This is a genomic window from Candidatus Phytoplasma zeae, from assembly GCF_001712875.1.
Lineage (GTDB): Bacteria > Bacillota_I > Bacilli_A > Acholeplasmatales > Acholeplasmataceae > Phytoplasma > Phytoplasma asteris.
This window is the reverse complement of the sequence record NZ_CP015149.1, coordinates 303,832-330,744: the sequence shown is the minus strand read 5'-3', so window position 1 is coordinate 330,744 and position 26,913 is coordinate 303,832. Positions and strand designations below refer to the sequence as shown.

At 28.8% G+C, this 26,913-nt stretch carries 24 protein-coding genes; 19 read left to right on the top strand and 5 right to left on the bottom strand.

Features of this window, described 5'->3' with window-relative positions; genetic code table 11:
• Positions 1 to 53: 53 nt before the first annotated feature.
• Positions 54 to 1,649, bottom strand: coding sequence for a multidrug transporter (locus MBSPM3_RS01610; RefSeq protein ID WP_069028235.1), 1,596 nt, complete (start codon positions 1,647 to 1,649; stop codon positions 54 to 56).
• Positions 1,650 to 2,690: 1,041 nt separating this feature from the next.
• Between MBSPM3_RS01610 and MBSPM3_RS01605 the strand changes: the two genes are divergently transcribed.
• The 7 genes from MBSPM3_RS01605 to pyk all read left to right on the top strand — a co-directional run bounded on the left by MBSPM3_RS01605 (position 2,691) and on the right by pyk (position 12,821).
• Positions 2,691 to 3,689 (top strand): ATP-dependent 6-phosphofructokinase, encoded by a 999-nt coding sequence (locus MBSPM3_RS01605; protein ID WP_069028234.1) that lies wholly within the window; start codon positions 2,691 to 2,693, stop codon positions 3,687 to 3,689.
• A 123-nt stretch (positions 3,690 to 3,812) separates the two neighbouring features.
• Complete coding sequence (locus tag MBSPM3_RS01600; protein WP_069028233.1) at positions 3,813 to 5,300, top strand: MATE family efflux transporter; 1,488 nt, start codon at positions 3,813 to 3,815, stop codon at positions 5,298 to 5,300.
• 140 nt (positions 5,301 to 5,440) lie between these two features.
• Positions 5,441 to 6,721, top strand: a complete 1,281-nt coding sequence (locus MBSPM3_RS01595) for a glucose-6-phosphate isomerase (protein ID WP_069028232.1) — start codon at positions 5,441 to 5,443, stop codon at positions 6,719 to 6,721.
• 168 nt (positions 6,722 to 6,889) lie between these two features.
• Complete coding sequence (gene eno, locus MBSPM3_RS01590; protein WP_069028231.1) at positions 6,890 to 8,182, top strand: phosphopyruvate hydratase; 1,293 nt, start codon at positions 6,890 to 6,892, stop codon at positions 8,180 to 8,182.
• 120 nt (positions 8,183 to 8,302) lie between these two features.
• On the top strand, positions 8,303 to 9,841 hold the full coding sequence (gpmI, locus tag MBSPM3_RS01585) for a 2,3-bisphosphoglycerate-independent phosphoglycerate mutase (RefSeq protein ID WP_069028230.1): 1,539 nt from the start codon (positions 8,303 to 8,305) through the stop codon (positions 9,839 to 9,841).
• Positions 9,842 to 10,044: 203 nt separating this feature from the next.
• The gene (locus tag MBSPM3_RS01580) at positions 10,045 to 11,412 is read left to right on the top strand and encodes a 2-hydroxycarboxylate transporter family protein (RefSeq protein ID WP_198143617.1); all 1,368 of its coding nucleotides are present in this window, start codon (positions 10,045 to 10,047) and stop codon (positions 11,410 to 11,412) included.
• Between the two features lie 68 nt (positions 11,413 to 11,480).
• The gene (gene pyk, locus MBSPM3_RS01575) at positions 11,481 to 12,821 is read left to right on the top strand and encodes a pyruvate kinase (RefSeq protein ID WP_069028228.1); all 1,341 of its coding nucleotides are present in this window, start codon (positions 11,481 to 11,483) and stop codon (positions 12,819 to 12,821) included.
• 127 nt (positions 12,822 to 12,948) lie between these two features.
• Here pyk and MBSPM3_RS01570 read toward each other — a convergent pair whose 3' ends face one another.
• Positions 12,949 to 14,157, bottom strand: a complete 1,209-nt coding sequence (locus MBSPM3_RS01570; protein WP_232308825.1) for a hypothetical protein — start codon at positions 14,155 to 14,157, stop codon at positions 12,949 to 12,951.
• 99 nt (positions 14,158 to 14,256) lie between these two features.
• Entirely contained in the window at positions 14,257 to 15,201 is a 945-nt protein-coding gene (locus MBSPM3_RS01565; RefSeq protein WP_069028439.1) for a hypothetical protein, read from the bottom strand.
• A 622-nt stretch (positions 15,202 to 15,823) separates the two neighbouring features.
• On the opposite strand from MBSPM3_RS01565, the gene MBSPM3_RS03205 reads away from it, so the two are divergent.
• From MBSPM3_RS03205 to MBSPM3_RS01515, 12 genes are all read left to right on the top strand, one after another.
• Complete coding sequence (locus MBSPM3_RS03205) at positions 15,824 to 16,627, top strand: Sapep family Mn(2+)-dependent dipeptidase (protein ID WP_232308824.1); 804 nt, start codon at positions 15,824 to 15,826, stop codon at positions 16,625 to 16,627.
• Between the two features lie 27 nt (positions 16,628 to 16,654).
• Positions 16,655 to 17,200: a zinc-binding metallopeptidase family protein gene (locus MBSPM3_RS03200; protein ID WP_232308823.1), complete on the top strand. Its 546-nt coding sequence runs from the start codon at positions 16,655 to 16,657 to the stop codon at positions 17,198 to 17,200.
• A 198-nt stretch (positions 17,201 to 17,398) separates the two neighbouring features.
• Positions 17,399 to 18,775 carry a dipeptidase PepV gene (gene pepV, locus MBSPM3_RS01550; protein ID WP_083985315.1) on the top strand — a complete coding sequence of 459 codons (1,377 nt, stop codon included), beginning with the start codon at positions 17,399 to 17,401 and terminating at the stop codon, positions 18,773 to 18,775.
• 198 nt (positions 18,776 to 18,973) lie between these two features.
• Positions 18,974 to 20,350 (top strand): dipeptidase PepV, encoded by a 1,377-nt coding sequence (gene pepV, locus MBSPM3_RS01545; protein ID WP_083985315.1) that lies wholly within the window; start codon positions 18,974 to 18,976, stop codon positions 20,348 to 20,350.
• Between the two features lie 207 nt (positions 20,351 to 20,557).
• On the top strand, positions 20,558 to 21,934 hold the full coding sequence (pepV, locus tag MBSPM3_RS01540) for a dipeptidase PepV (protein WP_083985315.1): 1,377 nt from the start codon (positions 20,558 to 20,560) through the stop codon (positions 21,932 to 21,934).
• Between the two features lie 198 nt (positions 21,935 to 22,132).
• The gene (locus MBSPM3_RS03195) at positions 22,133 to 22,729 is read left to right on the top strand and encodes a Sapep family Mn(2+)-dependent dipeptidase (protein ID WP_232308822.1); all 597 of its coding nucleotides are present in this window, start codon (positions 22,133 to 22,135) and stop codon (positions 22,727 to 22,729) included.
• Entirely contained in the window at positions 22,720 to 23,025 is a 306-nt protein-coding gene (locus tag MBSPM3_RS03190) for a zinc-binding metallopeptidase family protein (RefSeq protein ID WP_232308821.1), read from the top strand. Before MBSPM3_RS03195 ends, MBSPM3_RS03190 begins: the two co-directional genes overlap by 10 nt.
• 64 nt (positions 23,026 to 23,089) lie before the next feature.
• Entirely contained in the window at positions 23,090 to 23,506 is a 417-nt protein-coding gene (locus MBSPM3_RS03185; protein ID WP_232308820.1) for a zinc-binding metallopeptidase family protein, read from the top strand.
• 44 nt (positions 23,507 to 23,550) lie between these two features.
• The gene (locus tag MBSPM3_RS01530) at positions 23,551 to 24,417 is read left to right on the top strand and encodes a thymidylate synthase (protein ID WP_069028225.1); all 867 of its coding nucleotides are present in this window, start codon (positions 23,551 to 23,553) and stop codon (positions 24,415 to 24,417) included.
• A complete protein-coding gene (locus MBSPM3_RS01525) occupies positions 24,414 to 24,905 on the top strand; it encodes a dihydrofolate reductase (protein ID WP_069028224.1) in 492 nt (163 codons plus the stop codon). The genes MBSPM3_RS01530 and MBSPM3_RS01525 overlap by 4 nt, the downstream gene beginning before the upstream one ends.
• Positions 24,906 to 24,943: 38 nt before the next feature.
• A complete protein-coding gene (locus tag MBSPM3_RS01520; protein WP_232308819.1) occupies positions 24,944 to 25,708 on the top strand; it encodes a lysophospholipid acyltransferase family protein in 765 nt (254 codons plus the stop codon).
• A 100-nt stretch (positions 25,709 to 25,808) separates the two neighbouring features.
• Positions 25,809 to 26,237, top strand: a complete 429-nt coding sequence (locus MBSPM3_RS01515; protein ID WP_069028222.1) for an OsmC family protein — start codon at positions 25,809 to 25,811, stop codon at positions 26,235 to 26,237.
• A gap of 88 nt (positions 26,238 to 26,325) precedes the next feature.
• Here the strand turns inward: MBSPM3_RS01515 and MBSPM3_RS01510 are convergent, their stop codons facing one another.
• Entirely contained in the window at positions 26,326 to 26,607 is a 282-nt protein-coding gene (locus MBSPM3_RS01510; RefSeq protein ID WP_232308818.1) for a super-infection exclusion protein B, read from the bottom strand.
• Positions 26,608 to 26,677: 70 nt separating this feature from the next.
• The gene (locus MBSPM3_RS01505) at positions 26,678 to 26,893 is read right to left on the bottom strand and encodes a YneF family protein (RefSeq protein WP_011160672.1); all 216 of its coding nucleotides are present in this window, start codon (positions 26,891 to 26,893) and stop codon (positions 26,678 to 26,680) included.
• Positions 26,894 to 26,913 lie beyond the last annotated feature (20 nt).

Below are 26,913 nucleotides of genomic sequence, written 5' to 3'. Positions count from 1 at the left end.
TATTTATATAACAAAAAAGACTATCAATCGATAGTCTTTTTTAATTTATGAATTTATTTAAAACTTTTTGGTTGCTTTTCTTTTTTTAATTTATATACAAAACGAACACATACAAAAACCATAAACATTAACATAATGAAATTAGCACTGAAATTGGCAAATCCATATGTATTATTTATTTTAATGCTTGTTTTTTCTTCATTTCCAAACCAAACATTTCTAAAGAAATAAAGGGCAGGTATTCTGAAAAGAAAAACACGACCAAAACTTAACAACAAATCATATTTAGGTTGTTTAGCTGCAATTAAGAAAGTAGAAAAAACTTCTAATTGAGTAGTTAATAGACCAGTTGTTAAAAGAGCACCCAACAAAAAGGACTTAAATTCTGGGTTTTTTGCATGAAACATATCTAATGTCATTTGGTCTTTTTTTTCTTTGCCTAAATTTTTAAAAAATAAGCATAAATCATCACCAAAACCAAGCCCACAATATTCTTTAGGAGCACAAATTAAATAAGTAACTGCAAATACTAAAAAACAACAAAATGAGACAAGCATTAAAGTTTTAATTGCTCTTTTGTTATTTTTGTTCCCTAAGTTTTCAGAAACAATCATCAATTGTCCTTCTTTTAACGAAAACGATATTTGAGCAAATAAAGTAATAATGCTATCAGCAACTCCAATTGCACCTAAGCCGCCCAAACCTTTAAATTCGAAAGGAGTTCCAGCTAAAAATGGTTTATCAAATGTGCTATCTACCATAAATAAGGTAAACATTCTTCCGCCTTCATAAATAAATTTGCCTATTGTTAAAGTAATACTTAATTTCAAAATAGTTTTAAGTAATTTTTTGTCTTGAAAAAAAGTTTTAAAAGAAAAATCGCCTAAACTTAAAAATAAAGGATTTTTTTTGTTAAAAAGAGTGAAAAAAGCAACTATTGTAATAAATAAATAAGCAATACATGAAGCTGTTTGCAACCCTAAAACATTGGGACACAACGCTTCTAAACCAATGACTTTGATGCCAAAACATAAAGTACTTAATCCAATTTTTAAACCCATCATAATACAGTTTAGAACCAAAATTTTTTTAAATTTTCCCAAAATTCTTTCAATTCCTAAAAAGAAAACATTAATAGCAGCTAAAATAGTGCCCAACATTTGTAATCTAAAAGCGTTAATGCAAAGATTTTTTTCCTCAGTTGTTATTGCCTTTGATACTCCGTTAATTACTTTTTCCTTTAAAAAAAGACTACAAATAAGGCTGGAAAAACCAATCATAACACAAGCTACAACTAAACTTACTATGAATAACAAAACAAAAACGCTAGATGCTATTTTACGAGCTTTTAAAGATTTGACATTTTTATTTTTACCCACTTCGCGCGAAATTAATGCAACTCCTGTAATTCCTAAACAAACTCCTACTGCTTCTACAATGCTTTGAGCGGATTTGGAAAATTGAATGTAGCTTTGGGTTGCTCCTTCTAGACCAGCTCCAAAAAAAGTATCAACACTACCGAAACAAGCTTTAAAAACATTAAAAACAATAATAGGCAAAGAAATAATCCATAAAGCTTTTAATAAGTTTCCCTCCAAAACAAGCCTACTTATTTTATCTTTTTTATTAATTACTTTGTTTTTCGTCATTTATTTAAAAAACCTTCCTTTTGATTTGAAATTAATTGAAATAAATTGATAAATTATTATATTTATTACATTTGTTGTGCAAAAAAGTATAAATTTAAAAAAACAAATGGCAGTTATTTTTTGTAGTTTTAAAAGTGTTTGTTTGTATCTTTTTTGTCAAGGTAAAAATTAATTATTTTTCAAACAAATATTTTTGCCTTTATTTTAAGGATTTTTAATTAAGGATTTTTAAAGGTTTTCAAAAAAAATTTCAGGTTTAATTGGTTAAAGTTTTTGTTTTCTTTTAGCAAGCATTTGATGAAAAAACATAACAAAAAAATGCTTATTAAATCTAAAATAACTGCAAATTGTTTTCTTAACTACTCTTTAAGTATAACATATAAAAAAATAAGTGTTAATATTTTTGCTACTCCCAAAGATAAAAAACAACTAAAAAAAGTAAATCCAAATCCAAAAAGCTAATAAAATTATTCCAAAAAAAACAACTTCATTATTTTTTTGCAAACTTATTTTTCAATTGTTTTATTTATTTTAGCCAATAAATATTTGTTGCAATATTTTGTTTATTTTGCGAAAAAGCCCCCAATATCACAAAATTTTTACAAAAAGAACAAAAATAATACGTTTTAATTGCAATATTTGATTAAATCGTATACAATTTAAATGTAGCTGTTAATAAATCAAAAAATTCTAAGACTAGCATAAAAAGTTTTTTCATAAAAATTTTCATAAAAAAAGATTAGTTAGTTTTTGAAATACCTAAAAATTTACTTAAAATAATAATTTATAATTTGGATAAAGACACAAAAAAGACAGTTAAAACAAAAACCAAACTAATCATATTATATTTTATTATTTTTTTAAACGATTTGGAACTTTTTCAAGTACACTATTTTTTTACTTATTAACATTTAACAACTATTTATTTCATTTATTTTAATTTTGACTCGCGCACGCGGATTTATTAAAAAACATTTATCAAACTAATCATTTAACAATATTTACAATATTTCAAAAATATAAAGGAGACTTAATTTTAAAATGAAAAATGAAAACCAAAAAGCAAAAACAACAACAAAAGAAAACAAAAAAATTGCTGTGTTAACTTCAGGCGGCGATGCTCCTGGAATGAATGCAGCTATTCGTGCTGTAGTTTTTGAAAGCGCTAAACAAGGATTTGAAGTTTTCGGTGTAAAAGATGGTTATTTAGGACTTTTTAATAACCAAATCGAAATCTTAAATCCTCAAACATTTCCTCGTGTTCTTAATGTGTCTGGTACTTTTTTGGGAACTGCTCGTTTTTTAGATTTTCAAAATAATTTAGATGTTCGCAAGCAATGCGCCCAAAATTTAAAAACTTTAGGAATTGATAAATTAGTTGTAATTGGTGGTGATGGTTCTTATAAAGGAGCATCCAAATTGCAAGAACTTGGTATCCAATGCGTAGGACTGCCAGCCACCATTGACAATGATATTTGTGCCACTGATTTTACTATTGGATTTAGCACTGCTCTCAATAATATTGTAGATGCCATCGAAAAATTGCGCGATACTTCTGTTTCTCACAACCGATGCAGTATTATTGAAGTGATGGGACGCCACAAAGGGGATTTGGCTTTATTTGGTGGACTTGCTGCAGGAGCAGACGTTATTGTTACTCGCGAAAATCTTTTATCCCAAAAAACTATTTGCCAAAAAATTAAATCTTTGCGCCAAGCAAACCAAAGACATGCTATTGTAGTTGTCACTGAACATATTTTTGATGTTGCAAGTTTAGCCAAAGAGGTAGAAAATTACAGTGGTTTCGAAACTAGAGCCCAAGTTTTAGGACACATTCAAAGAGGTGGTAAACCAACTGCAGAAGATCTAGTCCTTGCTTTTAGAATGGGAAGTTATGCCGTTTCTTTATTGCAACAAAACATTTTTAATTGTTCTGTTGGTACTTGTGGACTTAATTTGCATTACACTACTTTTGGTGATCTTTTTGAAAAAACTTATGAAAAAAATGAATTATTTAATGTAGTAGCTAAATTGTTGTAAAATGATTGTAGAATAAAATATTGTATTTATCAAAATTAATTTTTGTACTTCCAAATCCCAAACCCCAAATAAATTACAATTGATTTTGATATAAATACTAAAAAAATAAAACGGAGTATATTTATGTCTACTGAAAAAAATCATTTGCCACACCCTTCCAAACCTGACAACCAAACCCCTAAATCATTTAAAAGACCTATTTGGATCAATTTAATTATTCTTACTTTTCCCATTGCTATTTATTTGTTATTTCAACAATTATCCGTATCTATTGATTTTTATATTATTGGGAACCAACCCAATTCCAGCACCAATTTGGATAAAAACATCTCTTATATGGCACAAATTAAAAAAATTTTGCAAAGTGTTGCTATAGCTTTAGGTGGAGCAGGTGTTATTTTAGTAGCTAGAGAATACAAAAAAAAGAATTTTACTAAAGCCAAACAATACGCTACCCTAGCTTTTTTATTGGCAATCATTTCTTCTTTATTCTTTTTAGTGGTTTTGGGTTTAGGTGTCCTTTTACCAGCTCCATTTGGAGATATATTTTTAAATAAAAGTTATCATAGCCAAAATGGACTTACATATTATTATCTTATTTTAATTACTTTTGTAGCTATTACTATGAATGCAGTTTTTATTGGTTTAGAACGCGCCAAGGAAAAAACTAGATTTGTTTTAACCCTTAATATTTGTCTTATTATTACAAGAATTAGTATTTCTTTTGCTTTTAAAGCAATCAAACAAAACCAAGTTAATTTAATTGATTTAGCCCTAGCTGATTTAATTGCTAATTTATTGCTTACTTTGGTAACTTTTTATTGTATGTTTAGTTCTAAAAATATTTTTAAGTTGCAATTTAAAAACCTAGTCTTTTCTAAACGCACAGTAAAAAATATCCTGAAATTAGCAGTAACATTAATTATTGCCAAATCTACTTATGAAATTGGCAAACTCATTATTCTTGCTATGATAGACAGTTATTTTACCAAAGATCAAGAAAACTTAGTAGATATTTTTGGATTTGTTATGGCAGTTAATGGTATTTTTTATGCTATTTCTAATTCTTTTGAAGATAGTCAATCTGCTATGGTATCTCAAAGTGTTACTTTTCAAAGCAATAGCAAAACTTTTAAAATCTTTAAAAATGTTGTTGTAATTACTCTTATTATAGGAATTATTGGAGTATTTATAAATCAATTTTGTGGTGAACAATTATTGCGTGCCTTAAAACCTGAAAAAGTTTTTACCAAACAAGAAATAACATCCTTTAAAGAAATCCTTAATTGGGAACAAACTTCTTTGTTTTTTTCTGTATGGACTACTTTAATGATGGGTTATGTCGCATCTTATAAGAAAAATGCTAATCTTATTTTTGTAATTAATCTTTTAAGAGTTGTTTTAAGAATAACTATTTTATGGTTTTTGCATGACATTTTGCCCCAATTAAAAGATGTTTCAATTCCTGATGCTACTCAATGTGGTTTAAGTACTTTTGGAAGCAATATTATTGTCTTTTTGACAACTACTTATTTATTTGTATCTTTTTTGCGTCAAAACAAAATCAACCAAACCCCGCGTTTTAAGAAAAATAAAAATAATGCTTTGTAAACCAAAATTATTAAATAAAAATTAATACAATACTGAAAAACATTTAAAAATATTTAAACATTTAATAAATGAGAATAAAATATTTAATAAATTATAACAAAGCACCAAATAATAAATAATAAAAGGAGTAAAATTACACAATGTTGAAATTAAACCTTGAAGGGATTTATAATTTTTTAGATTGGCACAATTATGCGCAAACTTTGGCCCCTCAAATCAAAGTCATACACCAAAAATTACATCAAGACCAAAAACTAAAAGAAAAATATTTGGGTTGGTTAGAACTACCCTTACATTTTGATTTCCAAGAACTTGAAAAAATGAAACAACTAAAAAATTCCCACCCCAATTTAGATGTTTTAGTAGTAATTGGCATTGGAGGCTCTTATTTGGGCGCCAAAGCAGGAATTGAATTTTTGCAAACGCCCTTTAAAAAAACTAAGCCAGAAATTCTTTTTGCAGGTCATCAAGTATCAGGCAATCACTTAACTAATTTGCTCCATTATCTTAAAGACAAAAATTGGGTAATTAATATTATTTCAAAATCAGGTACCACTTTGGAACCAGCCCTTGCTTTTAGAATCTTGAAAAAAGAAATAGAAGAAAAATACGGCAAACAACTTGCCAAAAATCGTATTTTTGTAACCACTGACAGCCAAAAAGGCGTTTTGTTAAATTTAGCCCTTAAAGAAGTTTATCAAACATTTGTTATTCCTGATTCTGTGGGTGGAAGATTTAGTGTTTTTACAAGTGTAGGCATCCTTCCTTTTGTTTTTGCTAATTTAGATGTTGTCTCAATGATGAAAGGCGCTTTGCAAGCTTATCACGACACTTTTCAAGAAGACCTTTTTCAAAATCAAGCCTATCAGTACGCTTTAGCAAGGTATTTGCTTCACACCCAACAAAACAAAAAAATGGAACTATTGGTAAGTTACGAACCAAATCTCCTTTCTTTTTCGGAATGGTGGAAACAATTATTTGCTGAATCTGAGGGCAAAGAAGAAAAAGGGCTTTTTGTAGGAGCCACCAACAATTCTACTGATCTACATTCCTTAGGGCAATTTATCCAAGAAGGCACCAAAATGCTTTTTGAAACGGTTTTAAATGTTACATCAATAAAAGATGATTGCGTTGTTCCTCACATTCCAAACGAACTTGATAATCTTAATTATGTAGCTGGAAAAACTTATTCACAAATTAATCAAAAAATTCTTCAAGCCACTAAACAAGCCCACATTGAAGGCAAAGTTCCTAATTTAGAAATTGTCATTCCTACTTTGGATGCATATCATTTTGGATATTTAGCGTATTTTTTCCAAAAAGCTTGTGCAATGTCAGGTTTGTTGTTAGGAATTAACCCTTTTAATCAACCCGGAGTAGAAATATACAAACAAAAAATGTTTGCTTTATTAAAGTCATAATTGCAATTATTACAAAAATATTCATTTATTACACATTAAAATACATTTTTAGCAAAAAAACCATTATAATATTTATGGTTAGTAAATTTAACTATTTGTCCCACAAACAAAAGTTATTTTATTTTTCATTTTATAATTAAAAACCAATTTAAAAAAGGAGTATTAATTATGCCATATATTGAAAGTATTTTAGCGCGCGAAGTGCTAGATTCCAGAGGAAATCCTACAGTAGAAGTAGAAGTTTATATAGAATCAGGAGCGTTTGGAAGAGCTATTGTTCCTTCAGGAGCTTCTACCGGACAACACGAAGCAGTTGAATTAAGGGATGGGGATGCCAAAAGATTTTTAGGTAAAGGCGTTTTGCAAGCTGTTAAAAATGTTACTGAAGTTATTCAACCAGAATTAGAAGGTTATTCTGTCTTAGAACAAACTTTAATTGATAAATTATTAATTAAACTTGACGGAACTCCTAACAAATCTAATTTAGGAGCTAACGCTATTTTAGGTGTTTCTTTGGCTTGTGCTAAAGCTGCAGCTAAATACTTAAATCTTGAGTTTTATCAATATGTAGGAGGAGTTTTACCTAAACAAATGCCAGTTCCTATGATGAATGTTATCAACGGTGGAGCTCATGCTTCTAACAGTGTTGATTTTCAAGAGTTTATGATTTTACCAACTGGAACAACATCTTTTAAAGAAGCTTTACGTTATGGGGCTGAAGTTTTTCACCATTTAGGAAAAATTTTAAAACAAAAAGGATTTTCAACTACAGTAGGAGACGAAGGCGGATATGCACCTGACCTTAATTCTAACGAAGAAGCCTTACAAATCATTTTGGAAGCTATCAAAAGTGCAGGATACGAGCCAGGAAAAGACATTTTTTTAGGAATGGACGTTGCAGCTTCCGAGTTTTATGATAAAAAACTTCAAAAATACGTTCTTGCATCTGAAAATAACAAAGTTTTTAGTAGCCAAGAATTAGTTCATTATTACGAAACTTTAGTTGCTAAATATCCAATTATTTCAATCGAAGACGGACTTGATGAAAATGATTGGGATGGATGGAAATACTTAACCCAAAAATTAGGTAACCAAATCCAATTAGTAGGGGATGACCTATTTGTTACTAACACCCAAAAATTAGCTCAAGGAATTGAAAACAAAATAGGAAACTCTATTTTAATTAAATTAAATCAAATAGGAACTCTAACAGAAACCCTAGAAACAATTGAAATGGCAAAAAAAGCTTCTTACACCGCTGTTATTTCTCACCGTAGTGGCGAAACCGAAGACACAACTATTGCTGATTTAGCTGTTGCTACTAATGCGGGTCAAATTAAAACTGGTTCTTGTTCACGTACTGATCGTATGGCAAAATACAATCAATTATTAAGAATTGAAGACCAATTAGTAGAAGCTCCTTTTTTAGGATTAAAAACTTTTTATAATTTGAAAAAATAAATCCCAATTAAACACAAAACAAAAGTGATTTAATAATACAAACAATATAAAAACAAAATAACATTATTATTGACAAGACCATCGTTTAAGATGTTCTTTTGAGGTAAGGAGTTTGGGAATATGACTAAAAAATTTGTAGGATTAATTATTTTAGATGGCTTAGGCTTAACCGACCAAAAAGAAAATAACGCTTTTCATTTGGCAAAGACTCCCTATCTAGATTATCTTTTAAAAAACTTTCCCAATACCACTCTTAAAGCCTCAGGTGAAGAAGTGGGTCTTCCCCAATGTCAAATGGGAAATAGTGAAGTAGGACACCTTAATTTAGGAGCAGGAAGAGTTGTTTATCAATCGCTTACTCAAATTAATAAAGCTATTCGTGATAAATCTTTTTTCACCAACAAACAATTTCTCCAAGCCATCGAACATGTTAAAAAAAACAACAGTAAAATGCATCTTTTAGGACTTATCTCTGATGGAGGAATTCATTCTCATTTAGATCATTTTAAAGCTTTATTTGATTTATTAAAAGAAAACAATTTAGCAAACAACACCTTTTTACACGCTTTTACTGATGGAAGAGACACAAGTCCTCATTCAGGTATTAACTACATTAAAGACCTTCTTGATTATGGCTTTAATATTGCTTCTGTTGTTGGTAGATATTATGCTCTTGACCGTGATAACAATTGGGACCGCATTAATTTAGTCTATAATATGCTTACATCCAAACAAGCTCCTGTTATTGACTGGCCATTAGAAAAAACTATACAAAATTTTTATAATCAAGGCATTACAGATGAATTTATCACTCCTTTTATTACCAATCCAAATGGTTTAATTAATGATAATGATGCAGTTATTTTTGTTAATTTTCGTCCTGACCGTGCCATGCGTCTTGCAACTGCTCTATCTAATCCTTGTGCTACTAATGCTTTTTGTTCTGAGGGTAAAACCAATTTTTGCGGTACTAAATTATTAAATAATCTTTTTTTAGTAACAATGACTAAATACAGCGCTCAAGTTAAAAGTGTAGTTGCTTTTGAAAAAATAACTCTAAAAAATATTTATGGTGAAGTAATTGCCAATTTAGGAATGCACCAACTAAGAATTGCAGAAACTGAAAAATATCCTCATGTAACTTTTTTCTTTGATGGTGGCAAGGAACTGCAATTAAAAAATGCAGATAGAATCTTAATTCCTTCTCCCAAAGTAAAAACTTATGATCTTAAACCCGAAATGAGTGCTTTAGAAATTACCACCCATGCTAAAAATGCTATTTTATCTGGTAAATACGATACTTTAATTCTTAATTTTGCAAATCCTGATATGGTAGGACATACTGGTTTTTTAGATGCTACCATTAAAGCGATTCAAACAGTAGACAGCTGTCTTAAAGAAGTTTTAAATGCCATTTTTGCAGTTAAAGGCAAAGCCTGTATTGTAGCAGATCATGGAAATGCCGAACAAATGAAAGATAACCAAGGAAATCCACACACAGCTCATACCACTAATTTAGTTCCTTTCATCGTTACAGATAAAAATGTTGTCTTAAAACCGGGGTCTTTATGTGATGTTGCACCCACAATGCTAGATTTATTAGAAATTAAAAAACCTCAAGAAATGACAGGAAATAGTTTAATTAAAAAACTAGTTTAATCATTAACTTTATTATTTAAGAATACCATAATTAATTATTTAAGTTCTTTTGATTACTTATTTAGCTAATAATTTTGAAAATAAAAAATCACAAAAAACAATTTATTAACCATTTATTTACAACTTTATTATTTATATTACATCATATTTATGAATTTATTAGTTATTTTATTTTTTTTTGTGTAGAATCGGAGTAAATTATAATGAAAAAAGACAAACAAATAAAGATTTTTGGGTTTCACCCTTTAATGTTTCTTTTTTTTGTAGTTGTTTGTGCTTTGCATCTTTTTGCAGTTAAAGAATGGGGAATAAAAAAATTATATCACCCTCTTTTAACCCCTTTATTTATTATTTTTGTCTTAGGATATGGTCTTAATTTTATTGGTGATAGTGTCCCTTATTTAAATAAAATAGGATTAGGATTTTTGCTTTGTATTTTTGTTACTTCTTATTTAGTTTATAAAGGATGGATACCGCAAGATTTAGCAGACAAATGTAATGAAAATTTTTTCAGTACCAAAACACCAAATAATCATTTAGGATCTGATTTTGCTAACTTTTTTATAACTTGTGTTATTGCTGGAAGTATTTTAAGTGTTGATAGAAATTTATTAAAAAGATCGCTTTCTAAGTTTCTTCCTTTAACATTAATTGTTTGTTTAGTAGCTATTTTAAGTGTTGGTTTTGTAGGATTCTTATTTAATTATCAAAAACCAGAAGGGTTTAGTACTCAAGGTTCCTTTTTAGACTCTATTTTTTATGTAGCTGTTCCGTTAACAAATGGAGGAACTAATTTAGGTATTAATGGTTTTGCAAATGGTATTTATAAAGATGCTTTTCCTCAATTAGATCAAAAAACTATTAGAACAGCAATTATAGTGCCTTTAATTATGGCTAGATGTTTAAGTATTTTATTTGCTGGCTTAATGTATGTTATTTTTGATAAAACTAAATTTAGTGGTAAAGGAAAATTAGAATACAAAAACAATAAACTTATACCCAAACCAACAGAGAAAAAAACTCCTTTAGAATATAAAAATATTGGTATGGGTTTAACGATGATTTTTGTATTATTTAGTTTAAGTGGTCTTTTAAATAAATTATTATGGGGTTATTTAGAATCGTTAGTTTATTTTATTTTTTTCTTAATTTTGATTAGAGTTTTTAATTTATTATCACAAGAAAATCAAAGTCATATTTCTCAAGCAGGACAAGTAATATCTAAAAATTTCACTACTCCTATTTTAGCAGGTTTGGGAATGACAGTTAAATGGCAACAATTAATGGGAGGAATAAAACAAATACCTGTTTTAACTATGGTTTTAACTGCTTTATTGGTAGTTGTTTTAGTATCCTTTGTTCTTGCTAAAGCTTTTGGTTTTTATCCTTTTGAAACATCTCTTACAGCTGGTTTAGGTGCTTTAAGTGTAGGAGGAACTGGACATTTAGGAATAATGTCAATAAGTAAAAGAGACAATTTATTACCTTTTATTATGATTGCTACTAGAATTATTGGACCTATTATCTACACTTTGGCTTATTTCTTATTTAATTTTTTTTATATGTCATAATGTCATAATTTAACTAATTTTGACAATCATTTTTATATTTTAAAAAACAAAAAAGGATGTAGTTATTCATGAACAAAACTAAAATAATTTGTACCTTAGGACCTGCTTCTTATGATAAAAACATTTTACAAGCCTTAATTCAAACAGGTTTGAATGTAGCAAGATTTAATTTTTCTCACGCTCAATACGAACAAACTAAACTTTTAATGAAAACCATTAAAACTATTAGCGATAAATTAGACAAACACACAGGACTTATGTTAGATACTAAAGGACCTGAAATTAGAACTCACGAATTTGATGGTGTAGTAACAATTCAAAAAGATTCTGAAGTAAAAATATCTATGACAGAAGTTTTAGGTAATGCTAAACTTTTTTCAGTTAGTTATTCTAATTTATACAATGAATTAAAAGTTGGCGATATGGTTAATATTGATGATGGATACTTATCTTTGGAAGTTGTAGGCAAAGACGAAGCCAAACAACAATTAGTTACTAAAGCCAAAAATACTCACTCCATCAAATCTCGTAGAGGTGTAAATGTTCCTAAAGTTAATTTAGAAATGGATTTTATTTCTCCTAAAGATTATCAAGATATTGTTTTTGCTGCCCAACAAGATTTTGATTATATTGCTGCTTCATTTGTTAGAAGAGCTCAAGATGTCAAAGATATTAGAAAAATTTTACAAGAACAAGGAAATTCCAACATCCAAATTATTTCTAAAATAGAAAATCAAGAAGGTGTTGATAATTTAGAAGAAATCATTCAAGAATCAGACGGTATTATGGTTGCAAGAGGTGATTTAGGAATAGAAGTTGATGGTGAATTAGTACCACTTTACCAAACACGTATGATTACTAAATGTTTAGAATACGGCAAACCAGTTGTAGTAGCTACTCAAATGTTAGAATCTATGCAAAGAAATCCGCGTCCAACCAAAGCTGAAACTTCTGATGTCTTTAATGCAGTTAGAGAAGGCACCACCTTTACTATGCTATCGGGCGAAAGTGCTTCAGGTGAATATCCTATAGAAGCTGTAACTTATATGAAAAAAATTAATTATCAAGCTGAAAAAGTAGTTAATTATCAAGCTTTATCACAAGTATACCAACCTAAAAACTCCAAAGAAAACCTTTTATTAAGTGCTGTGGAATTGGCTTTACGCACCGATGTTAAAGCAATTGTTGTCTATGACTTAAAAGATGCTTATAATGTATCTAAATTTCATCCATCCGTTCCTGTTTTGGCTTTAGTTAAAACTGAACAAGAAGCTCGTCGTTTAGTACTAAATTTTGGGGTTTGTCCTTTTGTTTCTGAAACCAAATTACAAACTAAATTGGAAGAACTTACCCAAAATCAAAGTAGTAATTGTCTTGTTGTTAAAGATGGGATGCTTTATTTTAAATAATAACATTAAATAACAACGAACCAAACATAAATCAAAAAAACATTCAAATTATAATTTAGGTAGTTATTACATCATATTTTATATTAAAAAAACAGTAGATTGCAAATTCAATCTACTGTTTATTTTTTTAAATTTTGTAAAAAAGTGTTTTTGATTGTCCTGTGTGTTTACAATATACATCAATTTTTCTAAGACTTTTGATATGAGTATTTGATAATAAACCTTCTATTTTGTAGTTATAAAAAGGAAATTTTAACTCTAAATTTAGTCCATCAAGTAAACAAGGCACTTCAATTTTACATTTAACAGGAAAAGTGGCAATAATTTCATTGGTGTTAATATTTTTTAAAGCAATGTGTTTGACATCCAAATAAGAAGGTCCACCCAAAAAACATCCTTTTTCATAAATAAGGTCAGTGCAAAAGTTGTTTTGAATAAAGTTTTTGTCATTAAAAGGACTTTCATCTTGCCAAAGAATATACATATTTTGAGCACCATTACCTAAAGTTTTTAATGCCTCCAAAGAATAACAATTATTATCTTTATTTCTTTTGCCTCCATCAAAATAAACTAATAAAAGGTTTTGGGGTATTGGTTCTTTGATTCGTGAATCAAAAAAAACTGTGGATTGGATAATTTGAGAATTATACAAACCATAAGAAAAGTTAATTCGATAATGTTGATTAGAAAAGTTCTTTCGTAACCATTCTAACCCCATATCTTTATCGCTTTTTTTCCCTAAATATACATTATAAATGTTCATTCCTTGGATTTGAGATTCCAATTGAGGTTTAATTTGATCAATAAATTGATTATCTAGTTCTTTGGGTTTGTTTTTTTCATTTTCCAAAAGTAAGATTTGTTCTTTTAAATCAATAATTTTTTGGTTTTGGTAAACTAGTTTTTTTTGCATCACTTTTATTTTATTTTTGGCTTTTTGTAAATGAGGATTTTTTTTGATAGTTTGTGTGTTGTTGTTTTGGTTAGGTTTGGGAGTTGCTTTTGGTCTGTATTTGGGTGTTTCTTTTATTTCTTCATTTTCTTCAATTTCTGTTATTTGTGGATACAATGTTTTTTTCCCTTTTTGATTGGGATTATCTAAATTGTTTTCTTTTGCTTCTGGAGCTTGTTCTTCGATTTTTTCATTTTGGTTTTTTGGTAAATCTTGTAAATCATTATAATCAAAATTTTTAGAGGATAAAGAAGTATTTTTAGTAGAATTTTGTGAAGCTTCTAAAGCAAAAAAGTTATTTTTCCATCCTAACCAACCAAATATTATTAAAAGTATAGAAAAGATTATTATTACAATAATTATCTCTTTTTTAAAAGATGGCATTTTCAATTATCTTTTTTTTCCAACATTTCTATTTTATTTTTTATAAATTTATAAATATAAAATAAAAAAGAGGCTATAAACCTCTTTGATATTTTTTAATTATGATTGAGTATTTCTTTTTTTAAAAATAACAAAAAGCAAACTTAAAAAAGTGATGGAAATTAATATAATGCAAGCAATAACAATATAAAATCCATAATTTGTATTTTCGTTATTATCTGTTTTTTCGCTTGTTATTTTAGGAGATAATATTGTTTGTGAGTTGTTTTGCAACTCTTCTTTATTGGACATAGAAGTTGTTAATGTTTCAGATAAAGTATTGTCATCATTTAATAAAAGTTCGACTGCTTCTTTAACTTTTTGCATAACTAAGTCTCTAGTTGAATCTGGGTTTCCTGCTTCTTCTGCAATTACATTTTCAATTGTTTCATCTAATTGATTTTGTTTTATGGGTGATTCAAATGGAATATTATATTTTTTTTTAACTTCTGCAATAAACTCTTCTTTATTTATTTTTTTAATTTGATAAGTTAATTTAGCTTTTCCTTTATATTTAGGAGATTTATCAAATGCTTCAATGGTTATATAACCTTTTGAGCGATCTTTTTTAGGAAAATAAACATCTTCTTTTGTAATTACTAAACCATTATTTTTACTTTTAATGGCATTTAATAAATCCTCATTAGAAATCAATGATTCACTGTGAATTTTATTTAATTCTATATCCCCTAAAGCTTTATTTTGAATTAAAATATTTAGGTCTTCTTTGACATTAAAAATAACTTCTACTTGACCTTTAATTTTTTTAGAATTTTCTTTTGCTTTGACAGTTGCTTTGTTATTGTTTATCGAAACAACTTCTAAATCGTCTCCAATAGAAAGACCACTTATATTTTTCTGATTTTTTACAATTTTTTCAATGATTTTTTTGTCATTTGGTGCACTTTCAAAAGATCCTATATTTTTTTCAATAGTGCTGATATCTATTGGTTCTGTTCCAGCAGCTTTTAAAGTGTAATTAAAACTTATTACAAATAAGATCAAAAGTAATAATGCACTTAAACAATAAATAAACCTTTGTTTTAAACAAGGTTGTTTTTGGTAAATATTTTTCAATGATTTTATTTTTGCTTTCTAATATCTTAATCTTTGCGAAATCCAAATGTACAAATTTGTAAAATGCAAAAAGTTTAAGATGAAATAAAGAATTTTAAACGAATTTATTACTAGCGGTTTTTGAAAATTTCTCGAATTCCTTTAAAATCCACTAATATTATAACTGAATCAAAACGAAAAAGAAACACTTTTTTATTTTTTATAAAAAAAATATTTTTCTTTTTTTAAATGCTAAAATAATGTTAAAATTTAAGTATTAAGATGTAGATAAATTATAAAAATAAATGTAGAATTAATATTTTGTTTTCCGCCTTTCCCTCTTATTTTTGCTCAAATATCTGCTTATTATATGGATCAATATTGATTATTATGACCGAAATTAAAAAAAATACCTTATCTACGCTTACATTTTATTTTGTATTTGTATTTTTGATTTTGCAAGTGTTTACAACAAAATATACAAACAAAAAACAACACAAGCAACAAACAAAAAAATTAAAATTAACAAAATTAACAAAAAAAATAAAAATAATAAAAAATAGGTTAGAAAATGATTGATTTTAAAAAAGAGGTTTTAAAAAGAAAAGACGCCTTAATTGAGGCTTTGCAAACATTATTAAAAATTAACACTGAACTTACCACCTTTGATCCTAATAGAACAGGCGCTCCTTTTGGCGAAGGAAATCAACAAGACCTTGATTTTATGCTTGATTTAGGCTCCCAAAGCGGCTTTAAAACCCTGAATTTAGAAGGATACGCTGGTCATATTGAATACGGCAACCAAAAAGAATGGGTTGGTATGATTGGTCATTTGGATGTAGTGCCAGCAGGAACTGGTTGTACTTATCACCCTTATAAAGGTTTTATTGCCAATGAAAAAATTTATGGCAGAGGTGCACAAGATAATAAAGGACCTACAATTGCTGCTTATTTTGCTTTAAAAATCTTGAAAGAACTCAAATTGCCTTTATCAAAAAGGATTAAATTAATTTTGGGTGTGGATGAAGAAACTGGATTTCGTTGTATGAAACATTATTTTACTAAATTGCCTGAATTGCCTGTGTCTGGTTTTGTTCCTGACGGCCATTTTCCTGCTATTTATTGCGAAAAAGGAATTGGGGATTTTACTTTTGAAGGCACAGTTTTAGATAATAGAATTGTAAGTATTCAAAGCGGGCAAGCCTCTAATGTTGTTCCTGATTTGGCACAAGCAGTTCTAAAATTTGATCCTAACTACTCAGATTTATTCCATAATTTTGTTAAAACCAACAGCATCAAAGCCACTTTAGAACCACAAGGCGATTTGTTAAAGTTTGAAGTTCACGGCGTTTCTGCGCATGGTTCGATTCCTTAAATAGGAAAAAATGCCCTTTATGATTTGATGAAAGTTCTTAAAGCATTGGGAATTACAAATACTTTGGTTGATTTTTTTGATCAATATTTGGTAGATAGTTTGGATGGAAAAAAATTAGGCATTAATCACTTTGATGAAGAAACTTATAATTTGGTTTGTTTTTCTGGAGTTTTAAAATTAGAAAATAATCAAGCTTTTTTCACTCTTAATTTAAGATATCCTAAAGGAATTACATTTGAAAAAATCCTTTTTCAATTGGAAAAAGCAGCCAAGAGCCAACATTTTTGCCTCAAAAATACCATTCATCATCCCATTATGTATGTTGATCCTAAAAGTGAATTAATGCAAACATTATTAAAAGTTTATCAAAAACATACTAATGATTTAGTTTCCAAACCTATGTGTGTGGGTGGTGGTTCTTTTGCAAAATGCGCCCCTAATTTAGTACCTTTTGGACCTACTTTTGTCGATGAAGTTTCTTTAATTCATCAAAAAAATGAATCTATTTCAATTGATAAATTAATTACCTTAACTGTCATTTACACAGAAGCTTTATATGAATTAGCAAAATAAAATTAACCACCTATTGTTTTTAAAACCAGACATTTGGCATCCAAATTTGCTACTTGCAAAAACTTCAAAAAATTAAAAATTTATATCTATATTTCACAAAAATTTAAAAGTTCATTTTTTCATTACTTGTGTTTATAATTATTTTGATACAAAAACATAAAAAAATTATCCATCCAAAGTTTTAAAGGGGTTATAAAAATGATTGATTTTAAAAAAGAGGTTTTAAAAAGAAAAGACGCCTTAATTGAGTCTTTGCAAACATTATTAAAAATTAACACTGAACTTACCACCTTTGATCCTAATAGAACAGGCGCTCCTTTTGGCGAAGGAAATCAACAAGCCCTTGATTTTATGCTTGATTTAGGCTCCCAAAGCGGCTTTAAAACCCTGAATTTAGAAGGATACGCTGGTCATATTGAATACGGAAACCAAAAAGAATGGGTTGGTATGATTGGTCATTTGGATGTAGTGCCAGCAGGAACTGGTTGGACTTATCACCCTTATAAAGGTTTTATTGCCAATGAAAAAATTTATGGCAGAGGTGCACAAGATAATAAAGGACCTACAATTGCTGCTTATTTTGCTTTAAAAATCTTGAAAGAACTCAAATTGCCTTTATCAAAAAGGATTAAATTAATTTTGGGTGTGGATGAAGAAACTGGATTTCGTTGTATGAAACATTATTTTACTAAATTGCCTGAATTGCCTGTGTCTGGTTTTGTTCCTGACAGCCATTTTCCTGCTATTTATTGCGAAAAAGGAATTGGGGATTTTACTTTTGAAGGCACAGTTTTAGATAATAGAATTGTAAGTATTCAAAGCGGGCAAGCCTCTAATGTTGTTCCTGATTTGGCACAAGCAGTTCTAAAATTTGATCCTAACTACTCAGATTTATTCCATAATTTTGTTAAAACCAACAGCATCAAAGCCACTTTAGAACCACAAGGCGATTTGTTAAAGTTTGAAGTTCACGGCGTTTCTGCGCATGGTTCGACTCCTGAAATAGGAAAAAATGCCCTTTATGATTTGATGAAAGTTCTTAAAGCATTGGGAATTACAAATACTTTGGTTGATTTTTTTGATCAATATTTGGTAGATAGTTTGGATGGAAAAAAATTAGGCATTAATCACTTTGATGAAGAAACTTATAATTTGGTTTGTTTTTCTGGAGTTTTAAAATTAGAAAATAATCAAGCTTTTTTCACTCTTAATTTAAGATATCCTAAAGGAATTACATTTGAAAAAATCCTTTTTCAATTGGAAAAAGCAGCCAAGAGCCAACATTTTTGCCTCAAAAATACCATTCATCATCCCATTATGTATGTTGATCCTAAAAGTGAATTAATGCAAACATTATTAAAAGTTTATCAAAAACATACTAATGATTTAGTTTCCAAACCTATGTGTGTGGGTGGTGGTTCTTTTGCAAAATGCGCCCCTAATTTAGTACCTTTTGGACCTACTTTTGTCGATGAAGTTTCTTTGATTCATCAAAAAAATGAATCTATTTCAATTGATAAATTAATTACCTTAACTGTCATTTACACAGAAGCTTTATATGAATTAGCAAAATAAAATTAACAACCTATTGTTTTTAAAACCAGACATTTGGCATCCAACTTTGCTACTTGCAAAAACTTCAAAAAATTAAAAATTTATCTCTATATTTCACAAAAATTTAAAAGTTCATTTTTCCATTACTTGTGTTTATAATTATTTTGATACAAAAACATAAAAAAATTATCCATCCAAAGTTTTAAAGGGGTTATAAAAATGATTGATTTTAAAAAAGAGGTTTTAAAAAGAAAAGACGCCTTAATTGAGTCTTTGCAAACATTATTAAAAATTAACACTGAACTTACCACCTTTGATCCTAATAGAACAGGCGCTCCTTTTGGCGAAGGAAATCAACAAGCCCTTGATTTTATGCTTGATTTAGGCTCCCAAAGCGGCTTTAAAACCCTGAATTTAGAAGGATACGCTGGTCATATTGAATACGGCAACCAAAAAGAATGGGTTGGTATGATTGGTCATTTGGATGTAGTGCCAGCAGGAACTGGTTGGACTTATCACCCTTATAAAGGTTTTATTGCCAATGAAAAAATTTATGGCAGAGGTGCACAAGATAATAAAGGACCTACAATTGCTGCTTATTTTGCTTTAAAAATCTTGAAAGAACTCAAATTGCCTTTATCAAAAAGGATTAAATTAATTTTGGGTGTGGATGAAGAAACTGGATTTCGTTGTATGAAACATTATTTTACTAAATTGCCTGAATTGCCTGTGTCTGGTTTTGTTCCTGACAGCCATTTTCCTGCTATTTATTGCGAAAAAGGAATTGGGGATTTTACTTTTGAAGGCACAGTTTTAGATAATAGAATTGTAAGTATTCAAAGCGGGCAAGCCTCTAATGTTGTTCCTGATTTGGCACAAGCAGTTCTAAAATTTGATCCTAACTACTCAGATTTATTCCATAATTTTGTTAAAACCAACAGCATCAAAGCCACTTTAGAACCACAAGGCGATTTGTTAAAGTTTGAAGTTCACGGCGTTTCTGCGCATGGTTCGACTCCTGAAATAGGAAAAAATGCCCTTTATGATTTGATGAAAGTTCTTAAAGCATTGGGAATTACAAATACTTTGGTTGATTTTTTTGATCAATATTTGGTAGATAGTTTGGATGGAAAAAAATTAGGCATTAATCACTTTGATGAAGAAACTTATAATTTGGTTTGTTTTTCTGGAGTTTTAAAATTAGAAAATAATCAAGCTTTTTTCACTCTTAATTTAAGATATCCTAAAGGAATTACATTTGAAAAAATCCTTTTTCAATTGGAAAAAGCAGCCAAGAGCCAACATTTTTGCCTCAAAAATACCATTCATCATCCCATTATGTATGTTGATCCTAAAAGTGAATTAATGCAAACATTATTAAAAGTTTATCAAAAACATACTAATGATTTAGTTTCCAAACCTATGTGTGTGGGTGGTGGTTCTTTTGCAAAATGCGCCCCTAATTTAGTACCTTTTGGACCTACTTTTGTCGATGAAGTTTCTTTGATTCATCAAAAAAATGAATCTATTTCAATTGATAAATTAATTACCTTAACTGTCATTTACACAGAAGCTTTATATGAATTAGCAAAATAAAATTAACAACCTATTGTTTTTAAAACCAGACATTTGGCATCCAACTTTGCTACTTGCAAAAACTTCAAAAAATTAAAAATTTATCTCTATATTTCACAAAAATTTAAAAGTTCATTTTTCCATTACTTGTGTTTATAATTATTTTGATTATTTTGATACAAAAACATAAAAAAATTATCCATCCAAAGTTTTAAAGGGGTTATAAAAATGATTGATTTTAAAAAAGAGGTTTTAAAAAGAAAAGACGCCTTAATTGAGTCTTTGCAAACATTATTAAAAATTAACACTGAACTTACCACCTTTGATCCTAATAGAACAGGCGCTCCTTTTGGCGAAGGAAATCAACAAGCCCTTGATTTTATGCTTGATTTAGGCTCCCAAAGCGGCTTTAAAACCCTGAATTTAGAAGGATACGCTGGTCATATTGAATACGGCAACCAAAAAGAATGGGTTGGTATGATTGGTCATTTGGATGTAGTGCCAGCAGGAACTGGTTGGACTTATCACCCTTATAAAGGTTTTATTGCCAATGAAAAAATTTATGGCAGAGGTGCACAAGATAATAAAGGACCTACAATTGCTGCTTATTTTGCTTTAAAAATCTTGAAAGAACTCAAATTGCCTTTATCAAAAAGGATTAAATTAATTTTGGGTGTGGATGAAGAAACTGGATTTCGTTGTATGAAACATTATTTTACTAAATTGCCTGAATTGCCTGTGTCTGGTTTTGTTCCTGACAGCCATTTTCCTGCTATTTATTGCGAAAAAGGAATTGGGGATTTTACTTTTGAAGGCACAGTTTTAGATAATAGAATTGTAAGTATTCAAAGCGGGCAAGCCTCTAATGTTGTTCCTGATTTGGCACAAGCAGTTCTAAAATTTGATCCTAACTACTCAGATTTATTCCATAATTTTGTTAAAACCAACAGCATCAAAGCCACTTTAGAACCACAAGGCGATTTGTTAAAGTTTGAAGTTCACGGCGTTTCTGCGCATGGTTCGACTCCTGAAATAGGAAAAAATGCCCTTTATGATTTGATGAAAGTTCTTAAAGCATTGGGAATTACAAATACTTTGGTTGATTTTTTTGATCAATATTTGGTAGATAGTTTGGATGGAAAAAAATTAGGCATTAATCACTTTGATGAAGAAACTTATAATTTGGTTTGTTTTTCTGGAGTTTTAAAATTAGAAAATAATCAAGCTTTTTTCACTCTTAATTTAAGATATCCTAAAGGAATTACATTTGAAAAAATCCTTTTTCAATTGGAAAAAGCAGCCAAGAGCCAACATTTTTGCCTCAAAAATACCATTCATCATCCCATTATGTATGTTGATCCTAAAAGTGAATTAATGCAAACATTATTAAAAGTTTATCAAAAACATACTAATGATTTAGTTTCCAAACCTATGTGTGTGGGTGGTGGTTCTTTTGCAAAATGCGCCCCTAATTTAGTACCTTTTGGACCTACTTTTGTCGATGAAGTTTCTTTGATTCATCAAAAAAATGAATCTATTTCAATTGATAAATTAATTACCTTAACTGTCATTTACACAGAAGCTTTATATGAATTAGCAAAATAAAATTAACAACCTATTGTTTTTAAAACCAGACATTTGGCATCCAACTTTGCTACTTGCAAAAACTTCAAAAAATTAAAAATTTATCTCTATATTTCACAAAAATTTAAAAGTTCATTTTTCCATTACTTGTGTTTATAATTATTTTGATACAAAAACATAAAAAAATTATCCATCCAAAGTTTTAAAGGGGTTATAAAAATGATTGATTTTAAAAAAGAGGTTTTAAAAAGAAAAGACGCCTTAATTGAGTCTTTGCAAACATTATTAAAAATTAACACTGAACTTACCACCTTTGATCCTAATAGAACAGGCGCTCCTTTTGGCGAAGGAAATCAACAAGCCCTTGATTTTATGCTTGATTTAGGCTCCCAAAGCGGCTTTAAAACCCTGAATTTAGAAGGATACGCTGGTCATATTGAATACGGCAACCAAAAAGAATGGGTTGGTATGATTGGTCATTTGGATGTAGTGCCAGCAGGAACTGGTTGGACTTATCACCCTTATAAAGGTTTTATTGCCAATGAAAAAATTTATGGCAGAGGTGCACAAGATAATAAAGGACTTACAATTGCTGCTTATTTTGCTTTAAAAATCTTGAAAGAACTCAAATTGCCTTTATCAAAAAGGATTAAATTAATTTTGGGTGTGGATGAAGAAACTGGATTTCGTTGTATGAAACATTATTTTACTAAATTGCCTGAATTGCCTGTGTCTGGTTTTGTTCCTGATAGTCGTTTCCTGCTGTTTACTGTGAAAAAGGTCTTTGTGATTTTTCTTTGCAAGGTGTGGTATTAGATGACAGAATTATAAGTATTAAAAGTGGTAAAGCAACAAATGTAGTTCCTGATTTGGCACAAGCAGTTCTAAAATTTGATCCCTCTTATAAAACTTTATTTAATGATTATTTGACTAAAAACGATACTAAAGCCACTTTAGCACCGCAAGGAGATTTTTTAAAAATAACTGTTTATGGAAAATCAGTACACGGTTCGACTCCAGAAAGAGGTAAACGCGCCCTTTATGATTTGATGAAAGTTCTCAAATCGTTAGGCATTACTAATAATTTAGTAATTTTTTTAACGATTATTTAGTAGATAGCTTAGATGGTCATAAAATAGGGATTTTTCACTTGGATGAAAAAAACACAAATTTAACTTGTCAATCAGGTTTTTTGATATTAGAAAAACAACAAGCTTTTTTACTCTTAATTTAAGATATCCTAAAGGAATTACATTTGAAAAAATCCTTTTTCAATTGGAAAAAGCAGCCAAAAAGAATCAATTTCTTTTAAAAACTGATTTTCATTATCCTATTATGTATATCAATCCCAATAGCGAATTAATAACAACTTTAGTAAATATTTATCAAAAACATAATCATGATTTTTTAACTGCGCCTTTGTGTAGTGGTGGTAGAACTTATGCTAAATGTGCCCCTAATTTAGTTCCTTTCGGACCTGTTTTCCCCAATCAAAAGTCTTTAGCTCATCAAGTGGATGAATCTATTTCAATTGACCAATTAATTACCTTAACTGCCATTTACACAGAAGTTTTATATCTTTTGTCCCGATAAACATCAAACATTTATTCAATTAAAAAACAAGGAGTTATACAATTATGAATACTTATTTAGATTTATGTCGTTTTATTTTGCAAAAAGGCAGTTTTAGAAACGACCGCACTAATACAGGTACCAAAAGTGTTTTTGGCTACCAAATGCGCTTTAATCTTGAAGAAGGGTTTCCTTTGTTAACTACTAAAAAAATGAATCTTAGATCAATTATCCACGAACTTTTATGGTTTTTAAAAGGGGATACTAATATTTGTTATTTGGTACAAAACAATGTTAATATTTGGAATGAATGGCCTTATCAAAAATATCAACAATCAGCTTTTTTTCAAAATGAAACATTGAAAGAATTTGTAGAAAAAATCAAAAATGATCCTCTTTTTGCCATAAAGCACGGTAATTTAGGTCCTGTTTATGGTAAACAATGGCGCGATTTTAATGGCGTTGATCAAATCAAATTTTTAATTTCTGAAATCAAAACCAATCCCAATTCCAGACGTTTGATTCTTAATTCTTGGAATCCGCCCTTATTAAACCAAATGGCATTGCCACCTTGTCATGTCTTAATTCAATTCTACGTTCATCAAGGCAAACTCTCCTTGCAACTATATCAACGTAGTGGAGATGTTTTTTTGGGAATACCTTTTAATATCACTTCTTATTCTTTATTACTTATGATGGTCGCACAAGTAACTAACTTACAACCTTACGAATTTATCCATACTTTAGGAGATGCCCACATTTATTCCAATCACCTTGCACAAGTTCAGACCCAAATTCAAAGAACTCCTAAAAAATTACCTCAAATGATTTTAAATCCTGACATCAAAAATATTGATGATTTTAAATTTAGTGATTTTACTTTGCAAAATTATCAATGTGATGGCATTTTGAAAGGCGATATTGCTGTATGATTAATTTAATTACTGCCTTTGACGGCAATTATTTGATTGGCAAAGACAACAAACTCCCTTGGCATTATTTCCAAGATTTACAATATTTTAAAAAAATTACCCTTAATCAAAATGTTTTAATGGGGTATGAAACTTATAAATCCTTAAAAAATTATTTCAAAAATAAGCCCTTTAATTTTAAAAAAACTTATGTAGCATCTTTAAAACATGTTTTGGAATTGCCTAATTGTACTGTTGTTTCTGATTTGCAATCCTTCATGGCAAGTGATGCTGCCCAAGATATTTTTATTATTGGTGGAGGAAAAATCTATCAACAAACCCTACCTTGGGTAACAACTTTATACATCACCCACATTTTACAAAGACATCAAGGAAATGTTTTTTTTCCCAAAATTGACTTATCACAATACCAATTAATCCAAAAAGAAATTCACCCACAATTAATTTTTGCCATTTATCAAAAAAAATTAGATACGCCCAAATGTTAACTTTTATTTTTGTTGTCGTTTGGATAACATTTGTTTTTTTGCAAACTTCCAAAACTATGCTAGTTGATTTTTCTTTTTGCTACAAACTGCCAGTTAATTTAATTTTGGGGTTGTTTTTGGCTTTTTTAATAACGTTTATAATTTTGGTTTTTTGCTTCTTTTTAATGACTTTTTTGCCCCCTAATCATTATTTTAAAGGATTTGTTTCACGTAGTTTGTCGCGTTTTGTCAACCGTTTTTTAAGAATTAAAGTAGTAGTTCAAAATCCTCATTTAATCCCTTCAAAAGAAAACGTTGTTATTTATGCCAATCACAAGTCATACACCGATCCTTTTGTTATTACAAGCGTTATTCTAAGAACTTTATCATTTGCTCCCAAACAAAATTTTAATTGTTTTTTTGGAACTGCATGGTTTTTAAAATTAGCTTTTTTATCTTTGGATTGTATGGTAATCTCAAGGGATGATATCAGAAAAACTGCCCAAAATTTAATAAAGGCAGTGCCTAAAGTTAAAAATGGTATGGCAATGGTAGTTTTTCCTGAGGGAGGCATTAAAGATAGAAATAACGAACAAGCAATGCCACTTTTAGGAGGGGCTTTTAAAATTGCTTGTAAAAGTAAATCTTCTATTTTGCCTTTAACTATCAAAGGAGCCAGTCAAATCAAAAATAAGCGTTTTTGGCAAAAAAAAGTAGTAGAAATAATTATTCATCCTCCTTTAAAATACGATCATTATTGCAATACAAATATGCATCAAGTAGCTATTGATGTGCAAAATATTATCAACTCTAGTTTTAATTAAAATAATTATATTTTAACTTATTTTTATGTTATAATAAAATAGATACTTAAATAAATGTATAAAAAAGAAATATTTTTTTAATAAAGAAAGGTTTTATAATATGATTATTTTTAAAACAACTGCTTATTTTAATCCCCATTTAGATGATTTATGTTTTTTTGAAGAAAAAGAAGGAATCACTAAAAAATTAGTTTCAGCTTTAGAACCAAGTAACAAACAATCAGGACCTATTGATTTATTTTGTCTTTCTTGGGCAATTTGTTTTTATAAAACTTCTAAAAAGATTTTAGCAGAACAAGACTATACAAATAAAGATTTAAAAGTAAAAGTAACTTTAGAAATGCAAAAAGATGATAAAGGTTTTTATTTCAAACCTACTGCTATTTTAGGAATTCAAGATATGACGCTGGAACAAACTGAAATAATCGCAGATGCAACTCATAAAAGATGCCCTATTTCTCGTTTAATTAGTGCTGATGAAAATGTTTCTGTTAAAGTTGCAAATTACAATGAATTGATTACAGAATAAAATTTTTCATGATATAATAAAAAAACACCTTTAAAAGGTGTTTTTTTATTATATAACTTTGAAATTATAAATGTTTAAATGATCAAAATTATTCATGGTAAATTTTTTTTAAATCTTTATTTTTGTGAATAATTTTTTTTATTAAAGGGTTAAAAACATAATTATTATATTTAGCATCCGAAACTATTTCTTTTAAAAAAATAATATTCAATTGTAATAAATTTTTGGTAATGTTGGCATCTTTTGTCAAGGGAAAAGTTTTGTGAGGATTTTGCAAAAAACTTTTTAATATTTCTTGTTCTAAATTGCTACAAGACAATAAATAATTTATAATTTTGTTTTTAACATTTTTGCGATAAAAATAATTCATTATAAAAATAACTAAAAGACAAATAAAAACAATAAAAATAAATTTAAAAAAGATACTTTTAAACATTATTTTATTTGCCTTGTTTCATGCTGTTCATAATTTGACGAATTTGTTTTTCAGAAGGAGTACGACCCATTTGGCGAAACATTTCTTTGATTTGTTTTTCACTGATGGGAGGATTTTGTTGTAAATGTTTTTTAAACCAATGAAACATTAAAAAAGCTCCTAAAACCCCGCCTAATAAAAATCCTATAATTGGATTTACATATAACCAAATATTGTTCATTTTGAACTCCTTTTTTCTTT